This window comes from Microbacterium atlanticum (assembly GCF_015277815.1).
Lineage (GTDB): Bacteria > Actinomycetota > Actinomycetes > Actinomycetales > Microbacteriaceae > Microbacterium > Microbacterium atlanticum.
The window spans coordinates 135,693-157,808 of the sequence record NZ_CP063813.1 but is presented as its reverse complement, the minus strand read 5'-3'; the positions used below and the strand labels follow the sequence as shown (position 1 = coordinate 157,808).

Annotated in this window: 23 protein-coding genes; 8 read left to right on the top strand and 15 right to left on the bottom strand. The window is 68.4% G+C overall.

Annotated elements, in window-relative coordinates:
- Positions 1-2: 2 nt before the first annotated feature.
- Positions 3-473: a hypothetical protein gene (locus IR212_RS00760; RefSeq protein WP_194397150.1), complete on the bottom strand. Its 471-nt coding sequence runs from the start codon at positions 471-473 to the stop codon at positions 3-5.
- 134 nt (positions 474-607) lie between these two features.
- On the opposite strand from IR212_RS00760, the gene IR212_RS00755 reads away from it, so the two are divergent.
- The gene (locus IR212_RS00755) at positions 608-1,450 is read left to right on the top strand and encodes a GNAT family N-acetyltransferase (protein ID WP_194397149.1); all 843 of its coding nucleotides are present in this window, start codon (positions 608-610) and stop codon (positions 1,448-1,450) included.
- 39 nt (positions 1,451-1,489) lie between these two features.
- On the opposite strand, the gene IR212_RS00750 is transcribed toward IR212_RS00755, so the two are convergent.
- From IR212_RS00750 to IR212_RS00740, 3 genes are all read right to left on the bottom strand, one after another.
- Positions 1,490-2,170 carry a phosphatase PAP2 family protein gene (locus IR212_RS00750; RefSeq protein WP_194397148.1) on the bottom strand — a complete coding sequence of 227 codons (681 nt, stop codon included), beginning with the start codon at positions 2,168-2,170 and terminating at the stop codon, positions 1,490-1,492.
- A gap of 151 nt (positions 2,171-2,321) precedes the next feature.
- Complete coding sequence (locus tag IR212_RS00745; RefSeq protein ID WP_194397147.1) at positions 2,322-2,474, bottom strand: G patch domain-containing protein; 153 nt, start codon at positions 2,472-2,474, stop codon at positions 2,322-2,324.
- Positions 2,475-2,519: 45 nt separating this feature from the next.
- The gene (locus tag IR212_RS00740) at positions 2,520-3,170 is read right to left on the bottom strand and encodes a TetR/AcrR family transcriptional regulator (protein WP_194397146.1); all 651 of its coding nucleotides are present in this window, start codon (positions 3,168-3,170) and stop codon (positions 2,520-2,522) included.
- A gap of 73 nt (positions 3,171-3,243) precedes the next feature.
- Between IR212_RS00740 and IR212_RS00735 the strand changes: the two genes are divergently transcribed.
- The 5 genes from IR212_RS00735 (at position 3,244) to IR212_RS00715 (ending at position 10,000) form a co-directional block, all read left to right on the top strand.
- Positions 3,244-4,677: a purine-cytosine permease family protein gene (locus IR212_RS00735; protein ID WP_194397145.1), complete on the top strand. Its 1,434-nt coding sequence runs from the start codon at positions 3,244-3,246 to the stop codon at positions 4,675-4,677.
- Complete coding sequence (locus tag IR212_RS00730) at positions 4,674-6,296, top strand: amidohydrolase (RefSeq protein WP_194397144.1); 1,623 nt, start codon at positions 4,674-4,676, stop codon at positions 6,294-6,296. Before IR212_RS00735 ends, IR212_RS00730 begins: the two co-directional genes overlap by 4 nt.
- A 48-nt stretch (positions 6,297-6,344) precedes the next feature.
- The gene (locus tag IR212_RS00725) at positions 6,345-7,724 is read left to right on the top strand and encodes an FAD-binding oxidoreductase (RefSeq protein WP_194397143.1); all 1,380 of its coding nucleotides are present in this window, start codon (positions 6,345-6,347) and stop codon (positions 7,722-7,724) included.
- The gene (locus tag IR212_RS00720; RefSeq protein ID WP_194397142.1) at positions 7,721-9,061 is read left to right on the top strand and encodes a class I SAM-dependent methyltransferase; all 1,341 of its coding nucleotides are present in this window, start codon (positions 7,721-7,723) and stop codon (positions 9,059-9,061) included. The genes IR212_RS00725 and IR212_RS00720 overlap by 4 nt, the downstream gene beginning before the upstream one ends.
- Positions 9,062-9,178: 117 nt before the next feature.
- Positions 9,179-10,000 carry a tryptophan-rich sensory protein gene (locus IR212_RS00715; protein ID WP_228479408.1) on the top strand — a complete coding sequence of 274 codons (822 nt, stop codon included), beginning with the start codon at positions 9,179-9,181 and terminating at the stop codon, positions 9,998-10,000.
- Positions 10,001-10,033: 33 nt separating this feature from the next.
- Here IR212_RS00715 and IR212_RS00710 read toward each other — a convergent pair whose 3' ends face one another.
- Positions 10,034-10,471: a VOC family protein gene (locus IR212_RS00710; protein WP_194397141.1), complete on the bottom strand. Its 438-nt coding sequence runs from the start codon at positions 10,469-10,471 to the stop codon at positions 10,034-10,036.
- 84 nt (positions 10,472-10,555) lie between these two features.
- The gene (locus IR212_RS00705; protein ID WP_194397140.1) at positions 10,556-10,753 is read right to left on the bottom strand and encodes a hypothetical protein; all 198 of its coding nucleotides are present in this window, start codon (positions 10,751-10,753) and stop codon (positions 10,556-10,558) included.
- Between the two features lie 519 nt (positions 10,754-11,272).
- Between IR212_RS00705 and IR212_RS00700 the strand changes: the two genes are divergently transcribed.
- Entirely contained in the window at positions 11,273-11,557 is a 285-nt protein-coding gene (locus IR212_RS00700; protein WP_194397139.1) for a type II toxin-antitoxin system Phd/YefM family antitoxin, read from the top strand.
- On the top strand, positions 11,554-11,829 hold the full coding sequence (locus IR212_RS00695) for a type II toxin-antitoxin system RelE family toxin (RefSeq protein WP_194397138.1): 276 nt from the start codon (positions 11,554-11,556) through the stop codon (positions 11,827-11,829). The genes IR212_RS00700 and IR212_RS00695 overlap by 4 nt, the downstream gene beginning before the upstream one ends.
- Positions 11,830-11,881: 52 nt before the next feature.
- Here IR212_RS00695 and IR212_RS00690 read toward each other — a convergent pair whose 3' ends face one another.
- The 9 genes from IR212_RS00690 to IR212_RS00650 all read right to left on the bottom strand — a co-directional run bounded on the left by IR212_RS00690 (position 11,882) and on the right by IR212_RS00650 (position 22,099).
- The gene (locus IR212_RS00690) at positions 11,882-12,490 is read right to left on the bottom strand and encodes a recombinase family protein (RefSeq protein WP_194397137.1); all 609 of its coding nucleotides are present in this window, start codon (positions 12,488-12,490) and stop codon (positions 11,882-11,884) included.
- 189 nt (positions 12,491-12,679) lie between these two features.
- Positions 12,680-13,771 carry a DUF2510 domain-containing protein gene (locus tag IR212_RS17025; protein WP_228479407.1) on the bottom strand — a complete coding sequence of 364 codons (1,092 nt, stop codon included), beginning with the start codon at positions 13,769-13,771 and terminating at the stop codon, positions 12,680-12,682.
- A gap of 224 nt (positions 13,772-13,995) precedes the next feature.
- A complete protein-coding gene (locus IR212_RS00680) occupies positions 13,996-14,598 on the bottom strand; it encodes a hypothetical protein (protein ID WP_194397136.1) in 603 nt (200 codons plus the stop codon).
- 166 nt (positions 14,599-14,764) lie between these two features.
- Entirely contained in the window at positions 14,765-15,529 is a 765-nt protein-coding gene (locus IR212_RS00675; protein WP_194397135.1) for a hypothetical protein, read from the bottom strand.
- A 530-nt stretch (positions 15,530-16,059) separates the two neighbouring features.
- A complete protein-coding gene (locus tag IR212_RS00670) occupies positions 16,060-16,869 on the bottom strand; it encodes a CPBP family intramembrane glutamic endopeptidase (protein WP_194397134.1) in 810 nt (269 codons plus the stop codon).
- Between the two features lie 29 nt (positions 16,870-16,898).
- Positions 16,899-18,350: an MFS transporter gene (locus IR212_RS00665; RefSeq protein WP_194397133.1), complete on the bottom strand. Its 1,452-nt coding sequence runs from the start codon at positions 18,348-18,350 to the stop codon at positions 16,899-16,901.
- Positions 18,343-20,859 carry an ABC transporter permease gene (locus tag IR212_RS00660; RefSeq protein WP_194397132.1) on the bottom strand — a complete coding sequence of 839 codons (2,517 nt, stop codon included), beginning with the start codon at positions 20,857-20,859 and terminating at the stop codon, positions 18,343-18,345. Before IR212_RS00660 ends, IR212_RS00665 begins: the two co-directional genes overlap by 8 nt.
- Complete coding sequence (locus tag IR212_RS00655; protein ID WP_194397131.1) at positions 20,856-21,608, bottom strand: ABC transporter ATP-binding protein; 753 nt, start codon at positions 21,606-21,608, stop codon at positions 20,856-20,858. The genes IR212_RS00660 and IR212_RS00655 overlap by 4 nt, the downstream gene beginning before the upstream one ends.
- Positions 21,609-21,628: 20 nt before the next feature.
- The gene (locus tag IR212_RS00650) at positions 21,629-22,099 is read right to left on the bottom strand and encodes a GNAT family N-acetyltransferase (RefSeq protein ID WP_194397130.1); all 471 of its coding nucleotides are present in this window, start codon (positions 22,097-22,099) and stop codon (positions 21,629-21,631) included.
- Positions 22,100-22,116: the final 17 nt, after the last annotated feature.

The following is a 22,116-nucleotide window of genomic DNA, read 5'->3' as shown; positions in this document are numbered from 1 at the left end:
GGTCACCCCCAGAAGAAGCTGAAGACGAACTTCACGCGGCGGTTCTCCGCCCGGTGCGCCTCGTTCGCCGGTGGGTCGTGCGCGAGCACCGCCGCGCCGGTCGGCACCATGATCCAGGTCACCCGGTCGGAGTCGTTCGGCCAGTCCGACCACGACGTCGTGAGCTGCGCGGTCACGGCATCTTTCAGCCACGCGAACGCGGAGTCCGCGCGGGTCAACGATGCGTTCGACTCGCTCCTGCGGCGGTCGTCGCACGAGAGCGCAGCGGAGTCGTTCCTGTCGGAGAATCCGACGATGGCGATGGCGACGAATGAACTGCCGGTAGAGCCCGCATCGACGATCCCGGCGATGTCGGCGACGGCCGCGTCGAGTTCGGCGCGCTCCGCCGAGCCGGGGTGGTAGCGCGCGTACCGTTGCGCGAAATCCGTCTCACCGGACGCGAACCCTTTGAACTCGATCGATTGTGCGCGCACCGTCGCCTCCGTCTCCCGGCATCAGGACCAGCCGCTCACAGCATCGACCTGCTGCGGCCGTATCGCAACAACATGCCGTCAGCGGCATGTCATGAGGTGTCGCCGACCCGCGTTGCGAGCGGTACGGTCTGGCCATGGTGTTCGAGATCGGCGCGGCCAGCGCGGCCGACGTGACGCTGATGGCGGAATGGGCAGCCGGCGAGGGATGGAACCCCGGGCTCACCGACGCTCGGGCCTTCGTCGTGGCTGATCCGCGCGGCTTCCTCGTCGGGCGGATGGATGGGGAGCCGGTCACGTGCATCTCGGTGGTGCGGTACGGCGAGGCGTTCGGCTTCCTCGGGATCTACATCGCGCGCCCCGACGTGCGCGGGCGGGGGCTCGGCTATCAAACCTGGCAGGCGGGCATGGCACGACTGGCGGGAAGAACCGTCGGACTCGACGGCGTGGTCGCCCAGCAGGAGAACTACCGTCGATCGGGCTTCCAGCTGGCGTGGACCAGCGTGCGCTTCGAAGGGCCGGCCCCCGAGGTGGAGCCGCCGCCGGGGATCCGAATCGTGGATGCACGCGACATCCCGTTCGATCTGCTGGCCGCCTACGACCGGCGGTTCTTCGGCGCACCGCGGGACGCGTTCCTGGCGGCGTGGAGCAGTCTGCCCGCGCGCAGCGCGCGTGTCGCCGTCCGCGATGGCGACATCGTCGGCTTCGCCGTGCTGCGCGACGCGCACGCGGCGTCACGGATCGGTCCGCTGTTCGCCGCCGACGGCTCGATCGCGCATGCTCTCGTCAGCTCTCTTGCGAGAGCGAGGGATGCCGCGACCGTCGCCGTCGACGTCCCCGGCGTCAATCCCGCCGCCGTCTCCTGGGCGCAGGATGCCGGGTGGGCGCCGTCGTTCGAGACCGCGCGCATGTACACCGGCGAGCCGCCCGGGATCGACCACGGCGGACTCTTCGGCATCACCAGCCTCGAACTCGGGTGAGGGGTCGGACCGTCCTGCCGTCGGGCACGCGCCGGCCGCTTAAGGCGTGATCAGCTCGTCCCGCACCACACCGGCGCTCCACCGTCCCAGCAGGATGCCCGCGACGGTGTCCGAGATGTGGTGCTGGCCGCGGTAGATCCGCGAGAACGCGATCGCGCCAGGTATCCCATATCGAAGGAGGGGGCCGAGGAACCGCGCGCCACGGGCGCCGTGGCGATCGAGCAGGTCGGCGAGCGTGCCGTGGAGCGCGAAGGCGGCCGCCGTGTGGCCGGAGGGGAACGACGACGTCGCGTGCGGCAGCTCGGGGCGCCACACGCGCTGGGGTCGCGGCCGTCCCACGAGCGCTGCGGCTGCCACGAAGCACGCCGTCTCGAGGGCGAGCGCCGCCGCGGGAGCCACCGCTGCGCGCCGGTTGCGCGTCAAGAACCAGCTGACGCCGCACCAGACCGCTCCGTTCGCAATGGTCTGCGGCACCCCCGAGTACCACGACAGCGGCGCGGTGACTCTGTCGATCGGCTCGCGAACCTCGGTCGGGTCGACGTCCGTGGTGGCGGCAGCATCGCTGTCGGTGGGCGAGTGCCCGAACGCGTGCTGGAGGGCACGCAGCGCCCGGTCCTCAGGCGGGTCGTCCCCGCCGAGAAGGCGTACCGCCCTCCCCGTCGCAACGAGCCCGGCGATCACACCGAGCGCCGGGAGGACGACGGCTCGGATCAACGGCATTCCCGCATCGTACTGGCGTCGCAGGCGGGGGTGCGTTGCATCGGTCACCGCTGCGCGACCGTCAGCAGCGCGCATGAGAAGACCCCTTCGCTGAGCCGGACCAACGCGGGACAGATTCTCTTGTAGCAGGAGCGTGAGCGCGCCGGGAGTCCTACGTGTTCTTCGCCGTCTTCTTGCCGAGTCGGGAGGCGATGTCGGGAACGTAGCTGAACTGCTCGATGGGCGGCCGCTCGTAGTCGTCCGCCTGCGGACGGTCGGGGATCGCGATCTTCGGCCGGTCCAGGTGGTGGTACGGGATGCACATCGGCCAGGGCTTGCGGTGCGCGCCCCGATGCGACAGAGCGACGGCTCAGTGCGCGCTCTCCGCGTCGATGGCCGCACGCAGGACCGCCGGCTCCATCCCCAGCGCCCACTCACTCACGTCGGCGACGACCTGCTGGTGGGCGCGCTGGGACGGCGGCGCCGCGGTGTTGACGTAGGAGCCGGCGCCGTCGACGGCGATGAGGATGCGGGTACAGGCGGCCGCGGCATCCGCGGTTCGGAAATCACCGGTCGCGATGCCGTCCTCGATGATGGCGATGAGGCGCTCGCGGTCGAGCGCATCCTGGTGCTGCAGCGCCTCATCGAGCGCCGGGCTGAACCGGGCCAGATGGCGCGCGTTGAGCCACATGCGGGCGAGCGGCTCGGATGCGCCGCGCTCGATGTGGTTCACGAAGTGAGCGAGCCGCTGCACGGGATCGCCCGCCGAGATGAAGAAGCGCTCGCGCTCCCGCACGGCGGCGCGGGCGAAAGCCTCGATCACGAGCGTCTCGGCGGCGGGGAAGTAGTGGGTGATCAGGCCGGGGCGCACACCCAGCCGGTCGGCGACGGCGCGGAGGGTGATGCGCTCGAGTCCCTCGTCGAGCGCGATCGCGGTGGCGTGCTCGAGGATCTCTTCGCGGCGCTCCTCGGGCCGCTTTCGCGTGCGCACCGAGATTCCGCTTGACGTCACGCCGCCCATGTTATTGAATGTGTGACCAATAGTCCATTGGGCATGTGACCAATAGCGATGACGCTGACCCGGAAGGAACACCGTGACCCACCCTCAGACCGAACTCGAGGATGAGTTCGTCGACACCGCCTCGCGACCCGAGACGCGCGGCATCGAGCTGGTCAGCGACGCGGAGCGCCACGGCCGCGCGCGGGACCTCTTCTTCATCTGGGCGGCGCCGAACGTCAGCATCCTGAATCTCACGATCGGCGCGACCCTCATCCTGCTCGGCCTCGAGCTCTGGCAGGCGGTCGCGGTCATCGTCGCCGCCTCGCTGCTGTGGGTGTTCCCCGGGCTCATCGCCGGCAGCGGCCCCGCCTCGGGCACCTCGGGCTCGGTGGTCACGCGGGCGATGTACGGCATCCTCGGCAACCGGCTCTTCGTCGCCTTCGTCGGCTGGTTCATCGGCGCGGTGTTCCTGTCGCTGACATGGCTGGCCTCGTCGTTCATGGGAGCCGACCTGCTCCGCCGCATGGGTCTGGAAGACCCGGTGTGGGTGCCCATCGGCGTCACCGTGGTGGTGGCCACGATCACGGTGCTCGTCGCGATCTTCGGTCACGGCCTGATCGTGCGGGCCTACTCGTACATGGCCGCGGCGCTCTTCGTCATCTTCCTGCTGGTCGCCGGGTTCATCCTGCCGACCGTCGACTGGCAGTACGCCGCCGCGCAGCCGCTCGAGGGCGTCGCCCTCTGGTCGGCGATGACGATCGGTTTCACGATCCTCGCCTCGACACCCCTGTCGTTCATCAACAGCCCCGACATCGCACGCTACCTGCCGCGGTCGACGAAGCCCTCGCACATCGCGCTGGCGACGGGCCTTGGCGGCGGCATCCCGTTCATCGCCTTCACGAGCGTCGGCGTGCTGCTCGCGACGGGTCTCGACGCAGCCGCCTTCGACGCCGGACTCGACATCGCGCTGCTCGACCTGCTGCCCGCGTGGCTGGCCCCCGTCCTGGTGATCGGCGTCGTGATCAACACCATCGCGCTCAACGCGATGACCACGTACACCTCGAGCATGGCGCTGCAGGCGATCGGCTTCCGGCTGCGCCGCATCCCCGCCGCGATCATCGTGGGAGTCGTCGGCACCGCCCTGACGATCTACCTCGTGCTGTCGTCGAGCCTGCTCGAAGCGGCGAACCTGATGCTGCAGTTCCTCGTGATCGTGTCAGGGCCGGCGATGGCGATCTACGTCGTCGACGTGATGCTCCGGCGCTACCGCTACGACGGCGTCGAGCTGTTCGACGACCAGCCCGGCGGGCGCTTCTGGTACTCCGGCGGCTGGAGCATCCCGGGCATCGTCGCACTTCTCGCCGGCGGCCTCGCCACGGCACTGTGCCTGTCGACCACCGTCTGGTCGGGCCCTGTCGCCGAGGCGACGGGCTACATCGACCTCTCGGTACCGGCCGGCATGCTGGTGGCCGCCGGTCTCTACGCAGGGCTGCTGCGCACCCCGCTCGGGAAGGAGGGCCGCCCATGATCACGCGCTATGTCAACGGCAGAGTCTTCACCGCCGATCCGGCGCCCGGGAGCGCCTGGGCGGACGCGTTCACCGTGCGCGACGACGTCATCGTGCACGTCGGCGACGGCGGCGACGCTCCGACGGCCGATGAGACCGTCGACCTGCAGGGCCGGCTCGTGGTGCCCGGGTTCACCGATGCGCACACGCACCTGCTCATGATGGGCGCGGCCCTCGGACAGGTGCACCTCACCGACGCGCGCTCGCTCGAAGAGATCCAGGCCCGGCTGCGCACGGCGAGGGAGCAGACTCCGGATGCCGCGGTGCTGCGTGGGCGCGGATGGCTCTTCGACTCCGTTCCCGGCGGGGCACCCACTGCGTCGATGATCGACGCGGCGGTGGCCGACATCCCGGTGTTCCTCGACGCGAACGACTACCACTCCTGCTGGGTCAACAGCGCGGGTCTGGCCGCGCTCGGAATCACGCGCGACACCCCCGATCCGCTCGGCGGCGCGATCGCACGCGACGCCGACGGAGAACCCACCGGCATGCTCTACGAGACGGCGGCCGTTCAGTACGCGTGGGCGCACCGTGACGCGACGACGACGGATGCCGACCGAGACGACGCCGTCCAGCGCGCGATCGACGCTTACCTGGCCAGCGGCGTGACCGGTGCGATCGACATGGCCTTCGACGAGTTCGCTCTCGCCGCGTTCGAGCGCGCTCGGGCTCGTCACGGCGGCGAGCTGCCGATCCGCGTCGCCGGGCACTGGCTCATCGAGAACACCGGCGACGATGAGAAGAACCTGGCGCAGGTCGGCCGGGCTGCCGAGCTCGCCGCCAGCCCGTCGTCGCCGTGGCTCCGCGTCGTGGGGATCAAGCTGATCCTCGACGGCGTGATCGACGCCTGCACGGCAGCGATGCGCCGACCGTACTCCGACGGCACGAACGCCGAGCCGATCTGGCCGCTCGCGCAGCTGAAGCCCGTCGTCGCCGCGGCGGATGCGGCGCGACTGCAGATCGCGCAGCACGCGATCGGCGACTACGCGAGTGAGATTGCGCTCGACGCCATCGAGCACGCCATCTCGGTGAACGGCGACCGCGACCGCCGTCACCGCATCGAGCACCTCGAGTACGCAGCACCCGGAACCGCGGAGCGCATGGCGTCGCTGGGTGTCACGGCATCCATGCAGCCCGTGCACTCCGACCCCGCCATCTTCGACAACTGGGCGCAGATGCTCGGCGACGAGCGCGTGCAGCGGGCGTTCGCGTGGCCTGAGTACGAGGACGCGGGCGCGCTGCTGGCCTTTTCCACCGACGCACCCACGGCGCCGCACAGCGCGCTGGCGAACATGTATGTCGCGTCGACGCGCGCGTCGGCCCTGGACCCCACGGTGCCGGCCACCCATCCTCAGTACGCGCTGCCGCTCGAGCGCGCGATCGGGCACGCCACCCGCGACGCGGCAGCCTCGGTGGGCGACGGCGCCTGGCGCGGCCGGATCGCGCCCGGGTTCGCAGCCGACATCGTCGTGCTCGACACCGACCCGTTCGCCGACGGTCCCGATGCGCTCCTGCGTGCGCGGGTGGTGGAGACGATCGTCGCGGGCCGTTCCCGCCATCGTGCGGGCGGCAACGCGTAGGCGAGCGGCATCCTTCACCCGAGCCTCGCCGCGGACTAGCGTGGGGTCGTGTCCGCACCCGCGACCGACGCCCGCACCGCGCACGCCGCCGGCGTGCGGCGGCTGCTCGAGAGTTACCGGGCGCTGCCCCAGGGTGCGCCGGTCCGGCTTGCCAAGCGCACCTCCAACCTGTTCCGTTCCCGCTCGGCACTTGCCGCCCCGGGCCTGGATACGTCGGGGCTGACGGGAGTCATCCGCGTCGATCCCGATGCTCGGACGGCGGACGTCGCCGGCATGTGCACGTACGAGGATCTCGTCGCCGCGACACTGCCACACCGGCTGGCACCCCTCATCGTTCCGCAGCTGAAGACCATCACCCTCGGCGGCGCGGTGACCGGCCTGGGCATCGAGTCGACCTCGTTCCGCAATGGGCTGCCGCACGAGTCGGTGCTCGAGATGGACATCCTCACGGGTGCGGGCGAGGTCATCACGGCATCTCCGCGCGAGCATGCCGACCTGTACCGGACCTTCCCCAATTCCTACGGCACCCTCGGCTATGCGGTGCGTCTGCGCATCGAGCTCGAGAGGGTGCAGCCGTTCGTAGCCCTGCGGCACCTGCGCTTCCACACGTTCACCGACCTCATGGGGGCGATGGACCGCCTCGTCGCGACGCGCCGGTTGGACGATGTGCCGGTGGACTACCTCGACGGCGTGGTCTTCAGCGCCGACGAGAGCTACCTGTGCGTCGGCACGCAGACGGCCACACCCGGCCCGGTCAGCGATTACACGGGCCGCCACATCTACTACCGCTCGATCCAGCACGACGACGCGGTCAAGACAGACCGGCTCACCGTCCACGACTATCTCTGGCGGTGGGACACCGACTGGTTCTGGTGCTCGGCGGCGTTCGGTGCGCAGCATCCGCTCATCCGTCGCTTCTGGCCCCGCCGGTACCTCCGCAGCGCCAGTTACAGCAGGCTCATGCGGCTGGAACGCCGATTCGACATCGGCGACCGCCTGGAGAAGCTGAAGGGCCGCCCGGCACGCGAACGCGTGATCCAGGACATCGAAGTCCCGATCGCCCGGTGCACCGAGTTCATCCACTGGTTCCTCGAGAACGTGCCGATCACGCCCATCTGGCTCTGTCCGCTCCGCCTGCGCGCCGACGATGCCTGGCCGCTGTACCCGCTGCATCCCACCGAGACGTATGTCAACGTCGGCTTCTGGTCGACGGTGCCGATCGGGGCGACCGATGGCGAGACCAACAGTCGGATCGAGCGGAAGGTGTGTGACCTCGACGGGCACAAGTCGCTGTACTCCGACGCGTTCTACTCGCGGGACGAGTTCGACGCGCTCTACGGCGGCGCCGAGTATCGGGCGGCGAAGACGCGGTACGACCCCGACGGGCGACTGCTCGACCTCTATCAGAAGGCTGTGCAACGACGATGACCACATCCCAGGAGCGGACGGATGCCTCGCAAGCCGGCGACGCGGCGGGCACGGCCGACGACGAGTCCGGCAAGCTGACGCTCGCCGAGGTGCTCGAGATCTTCACGGCGGGCCGGCTGCCGCTGCGCTTCACCGCGTACGACGGCAGCACGGCCGGACCCGAGGACGCGCCCTTCGCGCTGGACCTGAAGACACCCCGCGGCACGACCTATCTCGCGACCGGGTTCGGCGATCTCGGGCTCGCGCGCGCCTACATCGCCGGCGATCTCGAGGTGCGAGGTGTGCATCCGGGCGACCCGTACGAGCTGCTCAAGACGCTCGAGAGCCTGGAGTTCACGCGACCGTCGCCGCGGCTCATGGCCCGCATCGTCCGTTCCATCGGCGTCGAGCATCTGCGCCCGGTCGCGCCGCCGCCGCAGGAGGTGCCCTCGCGCTGGAAGCGCATCGCCGGGGGCCTGCGGCACAGCAAGTCGCGCGATGCCGAGGCCATCCACCACCACTACGACGTCTCGAACACCTTCTATGAATGGGTGCTCGGGCCGTCGATGACCTACACGTGCGCGTGCTACCCGCACCTCGACGCGTCGCTCGAGGAGGCGCAGGAGAACAAGTACCGGCTCGTGTTCGACAAGCTGCGCCTGAAGCCGGGTGACCGGCTGCTCGACGTCGGCTGCGGCTGGGGCGGCATGGTCCGCTACGCCGCGCGTCGCGGCGTCCACGCGCTGGGGGTGACGCTGTCGCACGAGCAGGCGGCGTGGGCGCAGCGCGCGATCGCCGACGAAGGGCTGGGCGAGCATGCGGAGGTGCGCTACGGCGACTACCGCGACATCGCCGAGACCGGTTTCGACGCGGTGTCGTCGATCGGGCTGCTCGAGCACATCGGCGTGCGCAACTACCCCGCGTACTTCCGCTTCCTGCGCTCGCGTCTGCGTACGGGCGGCCTGCTCCTCAACCACTGCATCACCCGCAGCGACAACAAGACCCAGCCCGCCGCGCAGGGCTTCATCGACCGCTACGTGTTCCCGGACGGCGAGCTGACCGGTTCCGGTCGCATCATCACGGAGGCACAGGATGCCGGTCTGCAGGTGCTGCACGAAGAGAACCTGCGCCCGCACTACGCCCTCACGCTCCGCGACTGGTGCGCGAACCTCGTTGAGCACTGGGACGAGGCGGTCGCCGAGATCGGGCTGCCCGCCGCGAAGGTGTGGGGTCTGTACATGGCCGGATCACGGCTCGCCTTCGAATCGGGCGGGATCGAACTGCACCACGTGCTGGCCGTCAACGGACAGGGGAACGACGACGCGGACCTTCCGCTGCGGCCGTGGTGGACGCCGTAGCGGCGGCACCCCTGCCGATCCCGTCACTGCGCGATCACGGCACGGACGATGCATCCGCGCGGTGTGATTCTCGAGAATGCTTTGACGAGGGGACCCACCGCGAGCCGAGGAGGCACAGTGTCCACGACAACGACGACGTACCACGGCAGCGCCCGCACGCGAGACATCGCAAGACAGGTGCTCATCCTCGTCAGCTCCGTGCTCGCCATCGTCGCCGCCTTCGTCGGGTCCGGCGCGTTCTTCGGAACGCCGATCCAGCAGGCGTCCGGCGGCTTCCTCGACGCCGACTCGACGCTCATCGCTCCGGGAACGGGTGCCTTCCGCATCTGGAGCGTGATCTACACCGGCATGCTCGCCTATGCGATCTGGCAGGCACTGCCCGGGCAGCGCAGCGATGAGCGGCAGAAGCGCATCGGCTGGTGGGTGGCAGCGTCGCTCATCCTCAACGCGGTCTGGATCGGCGTCGTGCAGGCCGGCCTGCTCTATCTGAGTCTTCCCGTCATCGTGCTGCTGCTGATCGTGCTCTGCCGGATCTTCGTCATCCTGCGTCGCACCACCCCGAAGAACACGATCGAGACCATCGTCGCCGACGGCGCCATCGGCCTGTATCTCGGCTGGATCATCATCGCCACAGCGGCGAACGCGACCGCGATCCTCGTAGCGGCCGGCTTCGACGGATTCGGCATCGCGCCCGAAATCTGGTCGTCCTTCGTGCTCGGCGCCGCCGCAGCCATCGGCATCGCACTCGCCTTCTGGGGCGGGGGCCGCCTCGCACCCGCGGCGTCGCTGTGCTGGGGAATCGCGTGGGTCGCTGTCGCGCGGTACGCCGATGACCCCTACTCTCCGACCACGGCCATCGCGGCGATCATCGCCGTCGCGCTCATCGTCGTGGCCACCGTCATCACGCGGGTCCGCCACGACCGGGCGAAGCGCGTCTGACAGACACCGAGCGGGCTTGCGCCCGGCGCTTGCTCAGTTCTTCGTCAGGTCCTGGGCGAACATCACGAGGATGCCGCTCGGGCCGCGCAGATAGGTGAGCTTGTAGACATCCTGGTACGTCGCGACTCCGCGAAGCGGATGGCACCCGTGCTTCGCCGCGATCTCGAGGGCGTCGTCAATGTCGTCGACGGAGAAGGCGACACGGTGCATTCCGATCTCGTTCGGGAGCGTGGGCTCCGTCTCGATCGCGTCGGGATGGATGTATTCGAAGAGCTCGATCTGGCCGTGACCATCCGGCGCCTGGAGTATCGCGATCTTGGCGTGGTTGCCGTCGAGGCCGACCGCTGTGTCCGCCCACTCACCGCTCACCGTGTCACGACCGAGAACCGTCAGGCCCAGGTCGGTGAAGAAGGCGATGGCCGCCTCGAGATCGCGAACGGCGATGCCGACGTTCTCCAACTTGATGCTCATGAGTTGGATGCTACCCAGCAGGGCGGGCGAGGGCTGTTGGCGCCGTCCACTCGGCCGCGTGCCGCCACCGATGAGAGACTCGGTCTAGAAGCGTCTCACGTAGATCGCACCGCCCGAGTCATCCTCGATGTCGAGGCGGTATTCCTCTCCTCGGAACCACGCGGCCGTGGGAATGGACCCGTCGGCCTCCCGGTCGCGGACCTCGACACCGACGGTGACGCGGCGCTGGCCACCGGTGGCCACCTCGTCGAATCGGGCTGTGAAGAGGTTCGCCGGCTGCATGTGTCGAGCGTACGCCGCCGACGTCACAGGCATCGCTCACATCCGACCGCTGGGCGATCGCCGCTGTGAAGCGCGCGAGCTGGCGACGTCGCGGGCGAGGCGCTCGATCGCGGCACGAGCGGCCCGCCGCTCTTACGCCAGCTCCCCCAAGGTGCAACTGACGAAGATCCGCAGGCGCTGATCCGGCGTGCGGACGGGGCCGGACGCGGCCCCGCCCCTGCGCCACAGGGTCTCTCCGTCAACCCCGGCATCCGGGGTCATAAGGGATCTCACCGATGTATGCCTGCCACTCGCTCTCGGTGAGCGCGCGCCCGGCGACCTCGCACGCGTGGTCCTTCCATACCGACGGGTCGGCAGTGATGGCCCAGACCACAAGCCCGACCACCGCCGACGGCGGGGGTGCCCCACGACCGCATTGGTGTACTGCACCGTGAACACGGCGATCCGTATGCGGGCAGCGCGATGCCGCGACGTGGTCGGACGAGGCCGCACAAGTGCATTCGCGCTAGAATTCTGTACATGACGGTACTGTCACTCGCGGATGCGCGCGCATCGCTGAGCAAGCACATCGAATCGGCGGCGACCACTCATGAGCGTTTCGAGATCACACGCAACGGTGCTCGAGTCGCGGTTCTGCTGAGCGCTGAGGACTATGACGCGCTCGTGGAGACCGTGGACATCTTGAGCCGTCCTGACGAGGTCGCAGCGTTGAGGGAGGCGATCGCCGAGCTCGAGTCGGGCGACGTGTCGTCGGCAGATGAGGTTCGTGCCGCTATGGTCGCGCGCGGTCGGCTTGCCGAGTGATCGGGCCCTACGAGGTCGTCTTCACACGATCGGCGAGGCGTGCGCTCGAGGTCACGCTCCCCGAATCCGTCGCCGCAGCGGTGTTCGAGTTCATCGTCGGGCCGCTGGCAGCCAACCCGACGAGACTGGGCAATCCGTTGCGTGAGCCGCTCGCGCCTTTGTACTCAGCGCGTCGCGGCGAGTATCGAGTGCTCTATCGGATCGAGGACGACCGCCTGGTCATCGAGATCGTCACCATCGAGCATCGTCGGGACGCGTACCAACGCCGCTGAGCGCTCGTCGGTCGAGATCGACTCCGCGGGGGATGGACGGAGCCGTGGGTTGTCAGAAGATGTGCGCTTCGCAGGTGGCGAGGAACGCCACCCGGCGGCGTTGGAGTTCGCGGTAGACGGTGGCACGGGACACGTTGAACAGCTCGGCGATCTCGGTCTGGGTGTACTCACCCCGGTCTTGGACGTCGAACAGGAGCTTGCGCTGCGTGGTCGACAGCTTGGGCTGCTTGCCCTTCAGGTGACCTTTCGCGCGGGCGACCGCCATACCTTCCTTCGTGCGCATGCTGATCAGGTCGCGTTCGAACTCGGCGACCATGGCGAGCACGTTGAACAGGAGCCGTCCCACCGGATCTGTGGGGTCGTATCTGCTGCCGCCCAGACTGAGCGCGACGCCTTTCGTCGTCAGCTCGTCGGCGATGTCGCGCGCGTCCCTGACCGATCGGGCAAGCCGGTCGAGCTTGGTGACCACGAGGGTGTCGCCTTCGCGGACGGCGGCGAGCGCTTCGCGCAGTCCGGGTCTTGCCCGGTTGGTGCCGGTCAGCCCGTGATCGACGTAGGTGTTCGAATCGAGGACTCCCAGTCGCAGCAGGGCGTCCCGCTGCGAAGTGAGGTCCTGATCGGCGGTGGAGACTCTGGCATAGCCAATCTGTATTCCATTCATGCCGCGAGCGTCCCACTGAGAGTGCGCACGCGCACGCGGGTTGGATCGTTTTCCGGGCAGTGCATGAAGGCGGTGTCGCCTTAAAGCGCTCGCCCGGTACGCCAATGGAGCCGTAAACGAGGAGGGAGCGCCCGAAGGCGCCCCCTTCTCGTCGCGACCTCGGTTAGGTCGCGCAGTTCGTACAGGTGATCAGAGGTGAGGGTGAGCCTCGACTTTGCTGTCCAGCGGCACCTTCCAGAAGTCGACGTTCCACGCCGCCGTGCCGCCGGAAGGCACGCGGTCGGTGTAGGTGAAGTCGACGCCTACGATCTTTCCGCCGCCGTCGCGGGCGATCAGATCAATGCGAACCATGTCCTGGTCCTCGGAGAAGTTACTGGTGACGGTGCCGTTGACTGTCATGTAGTCGTACTCGGAGCCGGTCGTGATCGGCCCCATGGTGAACGATCCCGTCTCGGCGGCAGGCGAGTGAGTCGCCGCGTCAGCGGTAGGCCCACGCACCTCAATGTGGTTGATCTGCGCCGAGCCGATGTCGAAGAAGTCTCCCACGTACCACGAGGTGCCCGACAGGATGGTGCCGTACGTGCTGTCGGTGTCAATCAGCACGCCGTTCGCGTCGTACGCCTCCACGTCGATGCCGGCGCTGGCGAAGATGTAGTCCTCGTTCGGGTTAGTGACCTGCACGGCGTACCAGCCCATGCCGCTCTCGGTGTCAACGCCGAACGCGGTTTCCCCCAGCACCAGATCTTCGGCGTCCGCGACCGCCGGCTCCTCCTCGACGGCCGGCTCCTCGTCGGCCGATGTCTCCTCGTCGGCGACGTCGGAAGTGCCGACTTCCTCGGTGACGGTGGCGTTGATGGCATCGCTGACGGCGCCGGCCGCCACGGCCATGAACACGATCACGCCGACGATGGTGCCGACAACGGAGACGATGATTGCGGTCAGCCCCTGCCACTTTGGCTTGTCCTTTTGAAACAGGGCGATGATGCCAAGGAAGAAGCCGATCGGCAGGAGAATCCACCCGACAATCAGAGCGCCGGGAATACAGGCGAAGATGAAGCCCACGGCGGCCACTGCGAGGGCGACGATTCCGAGGATGTTGCGGGGCCTCTTCTCGGGCGCCGGAGCGGTCGGCGGGCCCGGAACCACGCCCGTCGCGGTGGCGATGCCGCCGGCAGGACGAACTTGGTCGGTCCACGAGGTGCCGTCCCAGTAGCGCTCTTGGCCTTGAACGCCTGCAGGAAACCAGCCTGCGGGTGCGGATGTAGGCGTCGAATCGGTCAAGGCGTTCCTTTCACACAAGGGCACACGGTCTACGCCGTGACCCCAGGCACGAGTGCTCGCCGGGCATATGCGAGCTAGCGCAACTTTATGAGAGGGGCCTCATCAATCACGCGAGTTTGGCTTAGGTTTACGCCAGCCCGCGAAGAGGGAGCCCGGGAGCTTCGTAATCGGGGACTGAAACGCCAGGTGATTTACCCGCACCGGCCGGGGTCGAGCGGGCAGACCTACTCGCCGCGGTTCTCGCGCATTTCCTGGTATGACCCCGTGTCCAGCACCTCGCCAGTCGCATCATCGACGAACTCCACGATCACGTCAATGTCGTCGGGGGTGACTCCGTTGAACTGCTGGTACAGCGCCCCCTGAATGTAGAACCCGAGTGCGAGCAAGCTCTCGAGCGCACCGTAACTCGCTGCGTCGACCGACACCTCGAATGACGTCATCTCGTCGTTGAACTCGACCGCGGTTACCGAGTTCGCCTCATCCGCAATCAGTTCATCGGCCGCGTCCTGAACTGTCGAGCGCATCTGCGAGAGCATCTCGTCGCGCTGCGGCTTCGTCATCGTGTAGACGACGGTGTCGCCCTCAACATCCGCCGCGATGCCTTTCTCGCCTGCGCCGGCCACGATCTGTTCGTCGGTGAGCGACCCACTCTGGTCCAGCAACGACCGGGCGATCCGCACATCGACGGTCACTAGTTCCTCCTCGACCTCGACGGCGGCGGGTGAGGAGGTCGAGCTGTTTGTCGCACTGTCCCCGCCAGCGGAGCAACCGCCCAGCACGAACACCGAACAGACGATGAGCGACACGATCGCACCACGAATCTTCACGAGGAACTTCCTAGGGTCTCTTGGTCGGACAGCCGACCCTTCGATCCTATGGAGACCACCCGACATGAATCCTCGACAGCCATCGCCCGCGGAAGGAAGGCGCCGGGGCGCCGATGGTACGCGCGGGCTCGATCGCTCCTCGACGCGGGTCGTACATGGGTATGACTTACGAGTAGGCGGCGCGGTACAGGAGATCCGCACGCCGTACGGCCTCCGCACTTGGCCGCTGGTCATTCGCTGACGCAGGATCGAAACTTGCCCATTCGTCCGCAACCCGCCTCCTGAGCGCTTCGTTGTCTATGCGGCTGTAGTACCGGGATCCTGAGTATCCATCTAACAATCCCGCGAGCATCATCAACTTGGCAGCAGCGTTCTTTAGGAGTATCTGCTCCTGGTCACTGCGCAGGATCGTCGAGAGACGGGCCGGCTTGATCGCACCGGGAGTCTTACCTAGGTATTTGCGGATCGCGTCCATCGCCTCCGAATACTTCGGGAGAGTTTCGACGCTGAGCGTGTTCAAGTCTGGGATCAGCTCGAAAGGCTTGTTGTCGTTCTCATCGACGCCTCGGAGCAAGAGTTCGCACCGCGCGGACAGTTGACTCAGCTCAGCCTTCGCGGTGACCATGGGCACTGACAGTTGGCCATCGAAAGACTTGCTCTCCGCGACGATAACTAAGCGAATCGCGGTCCCCCACCTCTCAACGCCGTTGGCCACGTCCTTCTCGACGCTCTTACTGAGTTCGCGGACGATCACTCGCGCCTGATAACCAGCCGAGATCTGTCCTACATTGAACCCCGCTTCGAGAGCGGCCGATACGGACAATTGCGAGTCGAACAGCCTCCACTCCGCGGCCTCCGCTACCGCTTCTGCCAAACCACGGCGACTCGCTTCGGTTGCGCTTGAGGCAGAGTTGTCCAGAATCTCGACCATGACAGCCCCCCAGTTCGGCGTAGCCCCGATGCTTCGCCTCGGCGTCACGATAGCGCTGGATCGGCTCGCGGTCGAGGAGTCCTGTCGCGCTCCTCTGTGCCGACCCACCCGGCGAATTGGGGAACGGCTCGCATTCACCCACGCGGCGAGGGCTGAACGCCCGAGTGGCGTGCTGGATCGCGGGGCCGCTCGTTTGAGGATCGATGCGAACCTGGGCCGCGGGTAGTGTGTCGGCGTGGAATCTGACTCTGAGTTCCCGGTCACTCTCGGCAAGGTCGCGCGTCGCGAGCTCGCCGTCCACGGAATCACTCGATTCCAGCAACTCACATCGCTCACCACATCCGACGTACTGAACATTCACGGTGTCGGCCCGAAGGCGGTTCGGATCCTCGCGGAGGAACTCAGCGCGCGCGGGATGCACTTCGCTCGGTAGGACCGCCCGTTCAGGGACGACAACTGCGCCTGCTGGGAGCCGCACGCGATATACGTCCATCGGGCAGTGCTCGGCTGCGGATCGCACTGACGGCCTGTCACGTCGACGCTTTTGAACGGCTGAGCGAGGTGTTGCACTGCTCTTCCACAAGTGCGGCACGCCGCAATGCGATCAAGGCGTAGATAAGCCAGCCCACTCCGTGCAGCATCTGGATGGCGCTGTGGAAGGGGGTGCCCGCTTCCAACGCCGTGACTCGGAAGGTGAGATCGAACAGCGCGTGCAGCACGACGGGCGGCCAGAGTGAGCCGGTGCGCATACGCATGGCGGCGTAGCCGGTGCCCGCCATCGCCGCGAACGTCACTTGGAGCAGAACGGTCTGCCAGGGCGAGCCGAGGAACAGGTTGGCAACGTGCAGCAACCCGAAGAGGGCGGAGGAGAGCAGCACCGCCGTCCACGGTCCGCGTGGCAGGAGCCGGGTGAGCAGGATCCCGCGGAACGTCGTCTCCTCAACCACGCCTGCAAGCACTACCGACGTGAACGCGAGGGTCAGTGTCGAAACCTCCACGTGTCGGAAGCCGGCGAAGAAGCCGACGACCACAGTGAGGGTCGGAAACATCAGCACGAGCCGGTCGCGCGACGCCGGCAGTCGCCGAAGGCCCAGCGCATCCCATCCGACGCGGACGGCGAACGGGAGAATCATGAGCAGCATCCCGAGCTGCAATGCGACCTGGACCGGGCCGACGCCGCCAGGGCGTGGTCGGAGGGTGGGCGTCAGCCACTTGGCGAGGATCCCTATCGCCGTGATCGCCACGAGAAACAGCGCCCACAGCAGCACCGGGCGGGCGAGGAGCCCGTCCCGAACTGAATGCCGTCTAGTCGGCCCAAGTGTCTTGATTTCTGAGGGCATGTTGTCCTCATCCTGAGCAGGACGGTGCATCAACTGGCCACTGTCGTTCCGCTCCGGTGGCCCGCGAAGTTCGACACCGCAGCGAGCAGCCACCGCGGCCTGACGGACGGGAAGGCGGCGATGGCGACCAGTACTGCTACGGCCGCCGCGGTGGCTGCGGCCAGGTGAGCGGCGGAGAGGCCCGCCTCCGCTGCGGCCAGCTCGCTTCCCCCTGCGGCGAGGACGGCTACGCGTGGGTACGCGTCGATGGCGCCGAATGCGGCGATGCCGAGGGCTCCGCCGATCTGGGCGGTGGAAGATGCGAGTCCTGACCCGACGCCTGCGTTGCTTGCGGTCATGCCGCTTGCGATGACGAGGGTGGTGGGGGTGAAGCTGAACGCCACGCCCGCGGCTGCGAGCAGGAGGACGGGGAGCACCCGTGCGAGGTACGGCATCCCGTGGTCGAGGGAGGCGAACATCAGGTGGGCGGTGACGAGGAGGATGAGCCCCAGCACCGCGACCTTCTCGGGACCGAACCGTGCGAGCGCGCGCGGCAGCAGCAGTGTGCTGACGGCGAAGCCGGCCACCGATGTTGGCAGCATGGCCAGCCCAGCGGCCGCCGGGTCGTACTCGAGTACCTGCTGAATGAGCAGGGCAACCAGCACGAAGCACGCGACTCGGGCGGCGCCACCGAGCACGTTGACGACGATGCCACCTGCGACGCGCGGCTCCCGCAGTGCCGGAAGCGGCAGAACAGCGTCCCGGCTGCGCTGCTCGACCAGAACGAAGCCGGTCCCGGCGGCCACGGCGACGGCCGCCGCGATGAGCACCTCGACCGAGGCCACCCCAGCATGCGGAAGGCTCAGCACGGCAAAGACCACCGCACCCGCCGCCGTGGTCACGAGCGCCGCACCCGCAGCATCGAATGGTCGGCGGGTGGTGGGGTGGTCAAGCTTCAGCTGAGCCCAGCCGGCGATGCCGACAAGCACGGCTGCGGCGGCGGTGACGAACATGACGCTCTGCCAGCCGAGTGCGCTGGTGATGATGCCTCCGACGCTCACGCCGAGCGCGCCGCCGACGGTGGACGCCGCACCCCACCAGGCCATCGTGCGGGTCCGGGCGGTGCCGGTGAATGTGGCGAGGATCACCGCCATGGCGGCGGGGCTGAGCATCGCAGCGCCGCCGCCCTGGATCAGGCGGGCGGTCACCAGCACGGCGTCCGTGCTGGCGAAGCCGCCCAGGAGTGAGCCGGCGACGAGAACCGTCGCCCCGGTGAGGAACATCCGGCGGCGGCCGACGATGTCAGCGGCCCGACCGGAGACCAGCAGCAGCCCGCCGAAGGTCAGGAAGTAGGCGTTGAGCACCCACGCTGTCCCGACTGCGGTGAGATCTAGGTCTTCGGCGATGGAAGGCAGCGCGACGATGAGGATGCTGGAGTCGAGCATCACGACCAGCTGAGCGGCCACCAGTGTGAGCACCAGTGGCAGGGTCCGGTCACGCATGCGCAATCGCCTCCAGGACCGGCAGCTTCGCGGCGCGAGCGGCCGGCGCGATCCCGGCGAGCAGGCCCGCCACGGCGACGACTCCCGCGAGTACTGCCAACTGCGCGACCGGCACTTCCATGCGCAGCGGGGCGATGGTGGACAGCGCGCCGATGGCGGCGACGCTGGCGGCGACACCGAGGAGCAGCCCGGTGACCACGGCGACGACCGACACGATGACCGCCTCGGCTTGCACCATCAGCGCCACCGACCGGCGTGACATGCCGACCGAGCGGAGGACACCGATCTCGCGGGTGCGTTCGACGATGGACAGCGCGAGGGTGTTCGCGATGCCGAGCACGGCGATGACCATGGCGAACGCGAGGAGCACCGTGACTAATCCGAAGATTTGGTCGACGGTCTGTGTGCGTCCCGCGATGACCGCCGCCTGGTCTCGCACCTGTACTGTCGGGTGGTCCTCGAGCGCGGTCTCCAGGGCGGTGGAGAGCTCCGCAGGAGAGGTGCCGGCCGCTGCCAGCACAAAGATGCTGGCATCCATGTCCTCGGTGAAGAGGGCACCGTAGGTGTCCAGGGAGACGAAGAAGTCGGTCTGCAGCGCCTGCGCGGGACCGTCGGCGATGATGCCGACGATGGGCAGGATGGTCTCACCCAGCCGCGCGAACGTCATCGGCAGCTCGTCGCCCACCGCCAGCTCACGCTCGGTGGCGACGCGTTCGGCGATGACGACGCCTCCGGCGCTCAGTGCGGCGATGTCCCCGTCCACCATCCGGATCTGCGCGACCTCGGTGATGAGCTCAGGGTCCAGACCGGTCAGCGCGCTGGTCGTCCTGCCGTCCTTCCAATGCCCGTACTTCAGCCGGGTGGCAACGCCGACAGCGGAGACCGCCCGGACCTCGTCGTAGACGGCCGCGTGCACCCCGCCGAGCATCTCCTGCCCTGCGCTTTCGATGACGACGTCCGCGGCGATGACCTCGCGGTACTGCTCACCGGTGGCCGCTTTCACCGAGCCGCCGACGATGGACACGAAGCTCATCAGCGCGAGCCCGAACGCCAGCGCCATCACCGTCGCGGAGGTGCGACGCGGTGCGCGAAGCGCTGCTTCCCGGGCCAGCTGCCCGGGCACTGTCCGCGCGGAGGCCGCGCCGACGAGAGAGACCAGCGGACGCAGCGCGGACGGCGCGATCAGCACGACACCGACGAGGGCGAGCACCAATCCCGCGCCGAGCAGCAGGATCGGGCCCGCGGCCAACCCTGGAAGGGCGGCGACGGCGGAGCCTGCCACCAGCAGAACCGTGCCGGTGATGAGGCGCCCGCGACCGAGACCGCGCGTCTCGGCGGCGCTGCTGCGCATCGCGGCAAGCGGAGAGACCGCCGCGGCACGGCGAGCCGGGCCGACAGCCGAGACAAGGGTGACCAGGACACCGACGGTGAGGGCGATGATGACGGTTCGGGTCTCGATGACGAGCTCACCGGAGGGGATGCTGACCCCGAAGACTCCGGCCAGTGCGCGCAGGCCGTAGGTGCTCACGATGCCCAGCAGCACGCCGACGGTCGAGGCGAGGGCGCCCACGAGCAGCGCCTCGACGAGCACCGACGCAAGAACCTGCTTCCCGGTCGCGCCGGTCGCACGGATCACCGCGAGCTCACGGGTGCGCTGCGAGATGACGATGGCGAAGGTGTTGGCGATGAGGAACGCGCCGATGATGAGCGCCGCGACGCTCATCGCGATGAGCACGACCTGGAGCATCTCGAGGTTCGCGGCAGCCTGCTCGGCGCCGGCTGCGGCGAGGTCTTGCGCCGTAGCGACCTGCACGTCGTCAGCGAGTACATCAGCGAGCAGCGGCTGCAGTTCACCGGCGGTCAGTTCCGAGGTGACGAGGATCTCGGACAGGCCGTCGCCGAGGCCGAGGACGCTCTGCGCGGTGGTGAGGGTCGAAAGCGCGACCGCCCCCACCGGCGGACCGTCACCGTCACCGAACCCGACGAGCCCGACGACACGAGCATCGACCCGGGTGTCGCCGACGACGGTGACAGCGTCGCCGATGCGCAGGCCGAGCGCGTCGGCGGTGTTCTTGTCGATGACGATCTCGCCGTCGCTGGTGGGTGCCGCGCCGTCGCGGAGCGGGTATGCGCCGACGGGCTCGTCGACCCAGGTGCTCAGCTGGACGCTGCCCAGATCGGTGGTGCCCTGCTCGAGGCGGGCGGCGCCCTTGGCGACCGGGACCGCATCTGTGACAGCGTCCACGTCGCGGACGGAGTCCAGCGTTGCGGCGGGAAGCGGGTCCCGTTCGACCTCGACGCCCATTCCGGAGTCGAATGCGGTGGCGGTGCGGACGGTCACGTCGGCGCCGGCGGAGGCGGTGGCGAACTGGTCGTCGAACAGCTTCTGGGCCGTGTCGTTGAGGACGAGGCTGCCGGTGACGAAGGCGACGCCGAGCATGACGGCGACCACCGTGAGAGCCAGTCGCAGGCGGTGGGCGAGGACCTGGGCGAACGCGAACCGGATCATGCCGCCACCCCCTGACGCTCGGCGTCGAAGCGCGCCATGCGCTCAAGGACGGTTGCGGCGGTCGGGTTGTCGTGACCGTCGATCACCTCGCCGTCGGAGAGGAACTCGACCCGGTCCGCGTACGCCGCGGCCGACGGGTCGTGCGTGACCATCACGATGGTCTGCCACAGCTCGCTGGCAGCGCGGCGCAGGAAGGCCAGCAGCGCCTGGCTGGAGCGGGAGTCCAGTGCTCCGGTGGGCTCGTCGGCGAAGACGACCTCGGGGCGGGAGATGAGGGCGCGGGCGACGGCGACGCGCTGCTGCTGGCCGCCGGAGAGCTCGGAGGGGCGGTGGGTGAGCCGGTCGGCGATGCCGAGCGTCGCGGCTAGCTCCAGCATCCAGTCCTTGTCGACCTTCTGACCTGCCAGGCGCAGCGGGAGGGCGATGTTCTCCTCCGCGGTGAGGGCGGGCACGAGGTTGTACTGCTGGAAGATGAAGCCGACGTGGGTGCGGCGAAGCAAGGTGCGCTGCTTCTCGCTCATGCCGACGAGCTCTGTTTCTCCGAGGCGGATGCTGCCGGAGTCGACGGTGTCCAGCCCCGCCATGGCGTGCATCATCGTGGACTTGCCGGACCCGGACGGGCCCATGATGGCGGTGAACCGGCCACGGCGGATGCTGAGGCTGGCGTGGTCGAGGGCCCGGACGGTGGTGTCGCCGGTGCCGTACGTCTTCACGAGGTCGGTGGCCTCGATGGCGAATGTGGTGCTCATGGTGTGTGTCCTTTAGCAGTTCAGCGGGCAGCGGCGAGGTGTCGGCGGTACTGCGCCGGCGTCCAGGACGCGGTCATCTTGGTGTTGAGGGTGGCGCCCAGGCGCGCGTAGAAGCGCTGCCCGGCGTGGTTGTTCAGGCGGACGCCCCACTGCACGAGCAGGTCGTCTTCGGCGGCGAGTCGGGCCACGGCGGTCATCAGCTGGCTGCCGATGCCCTTGTCGCGGTGTCCCGGTCGGACGTACAGGTCGTCCAGCGCGAGCAGGTCGCCGCCGGTCCAGAGATGGATGCGGCGCACGGTGCTGGTGAAGCCGACCGCGCCGGCGTCATCCTCGGCGATCAGGACGCGCACGTCGGGGCGCGCGAGCAGCTCCCGCCACGCCTCCGCGTCCACGTGAACGTGCTCCAGGTCGCCCTCGTGCGCGGCGAGCTCTCGCACCATCTCGTCCAGGGCCACGGCATCCCCAGGGCCGACCTGTCGGATGTGGATCATGATGCTCCTTACGGTGT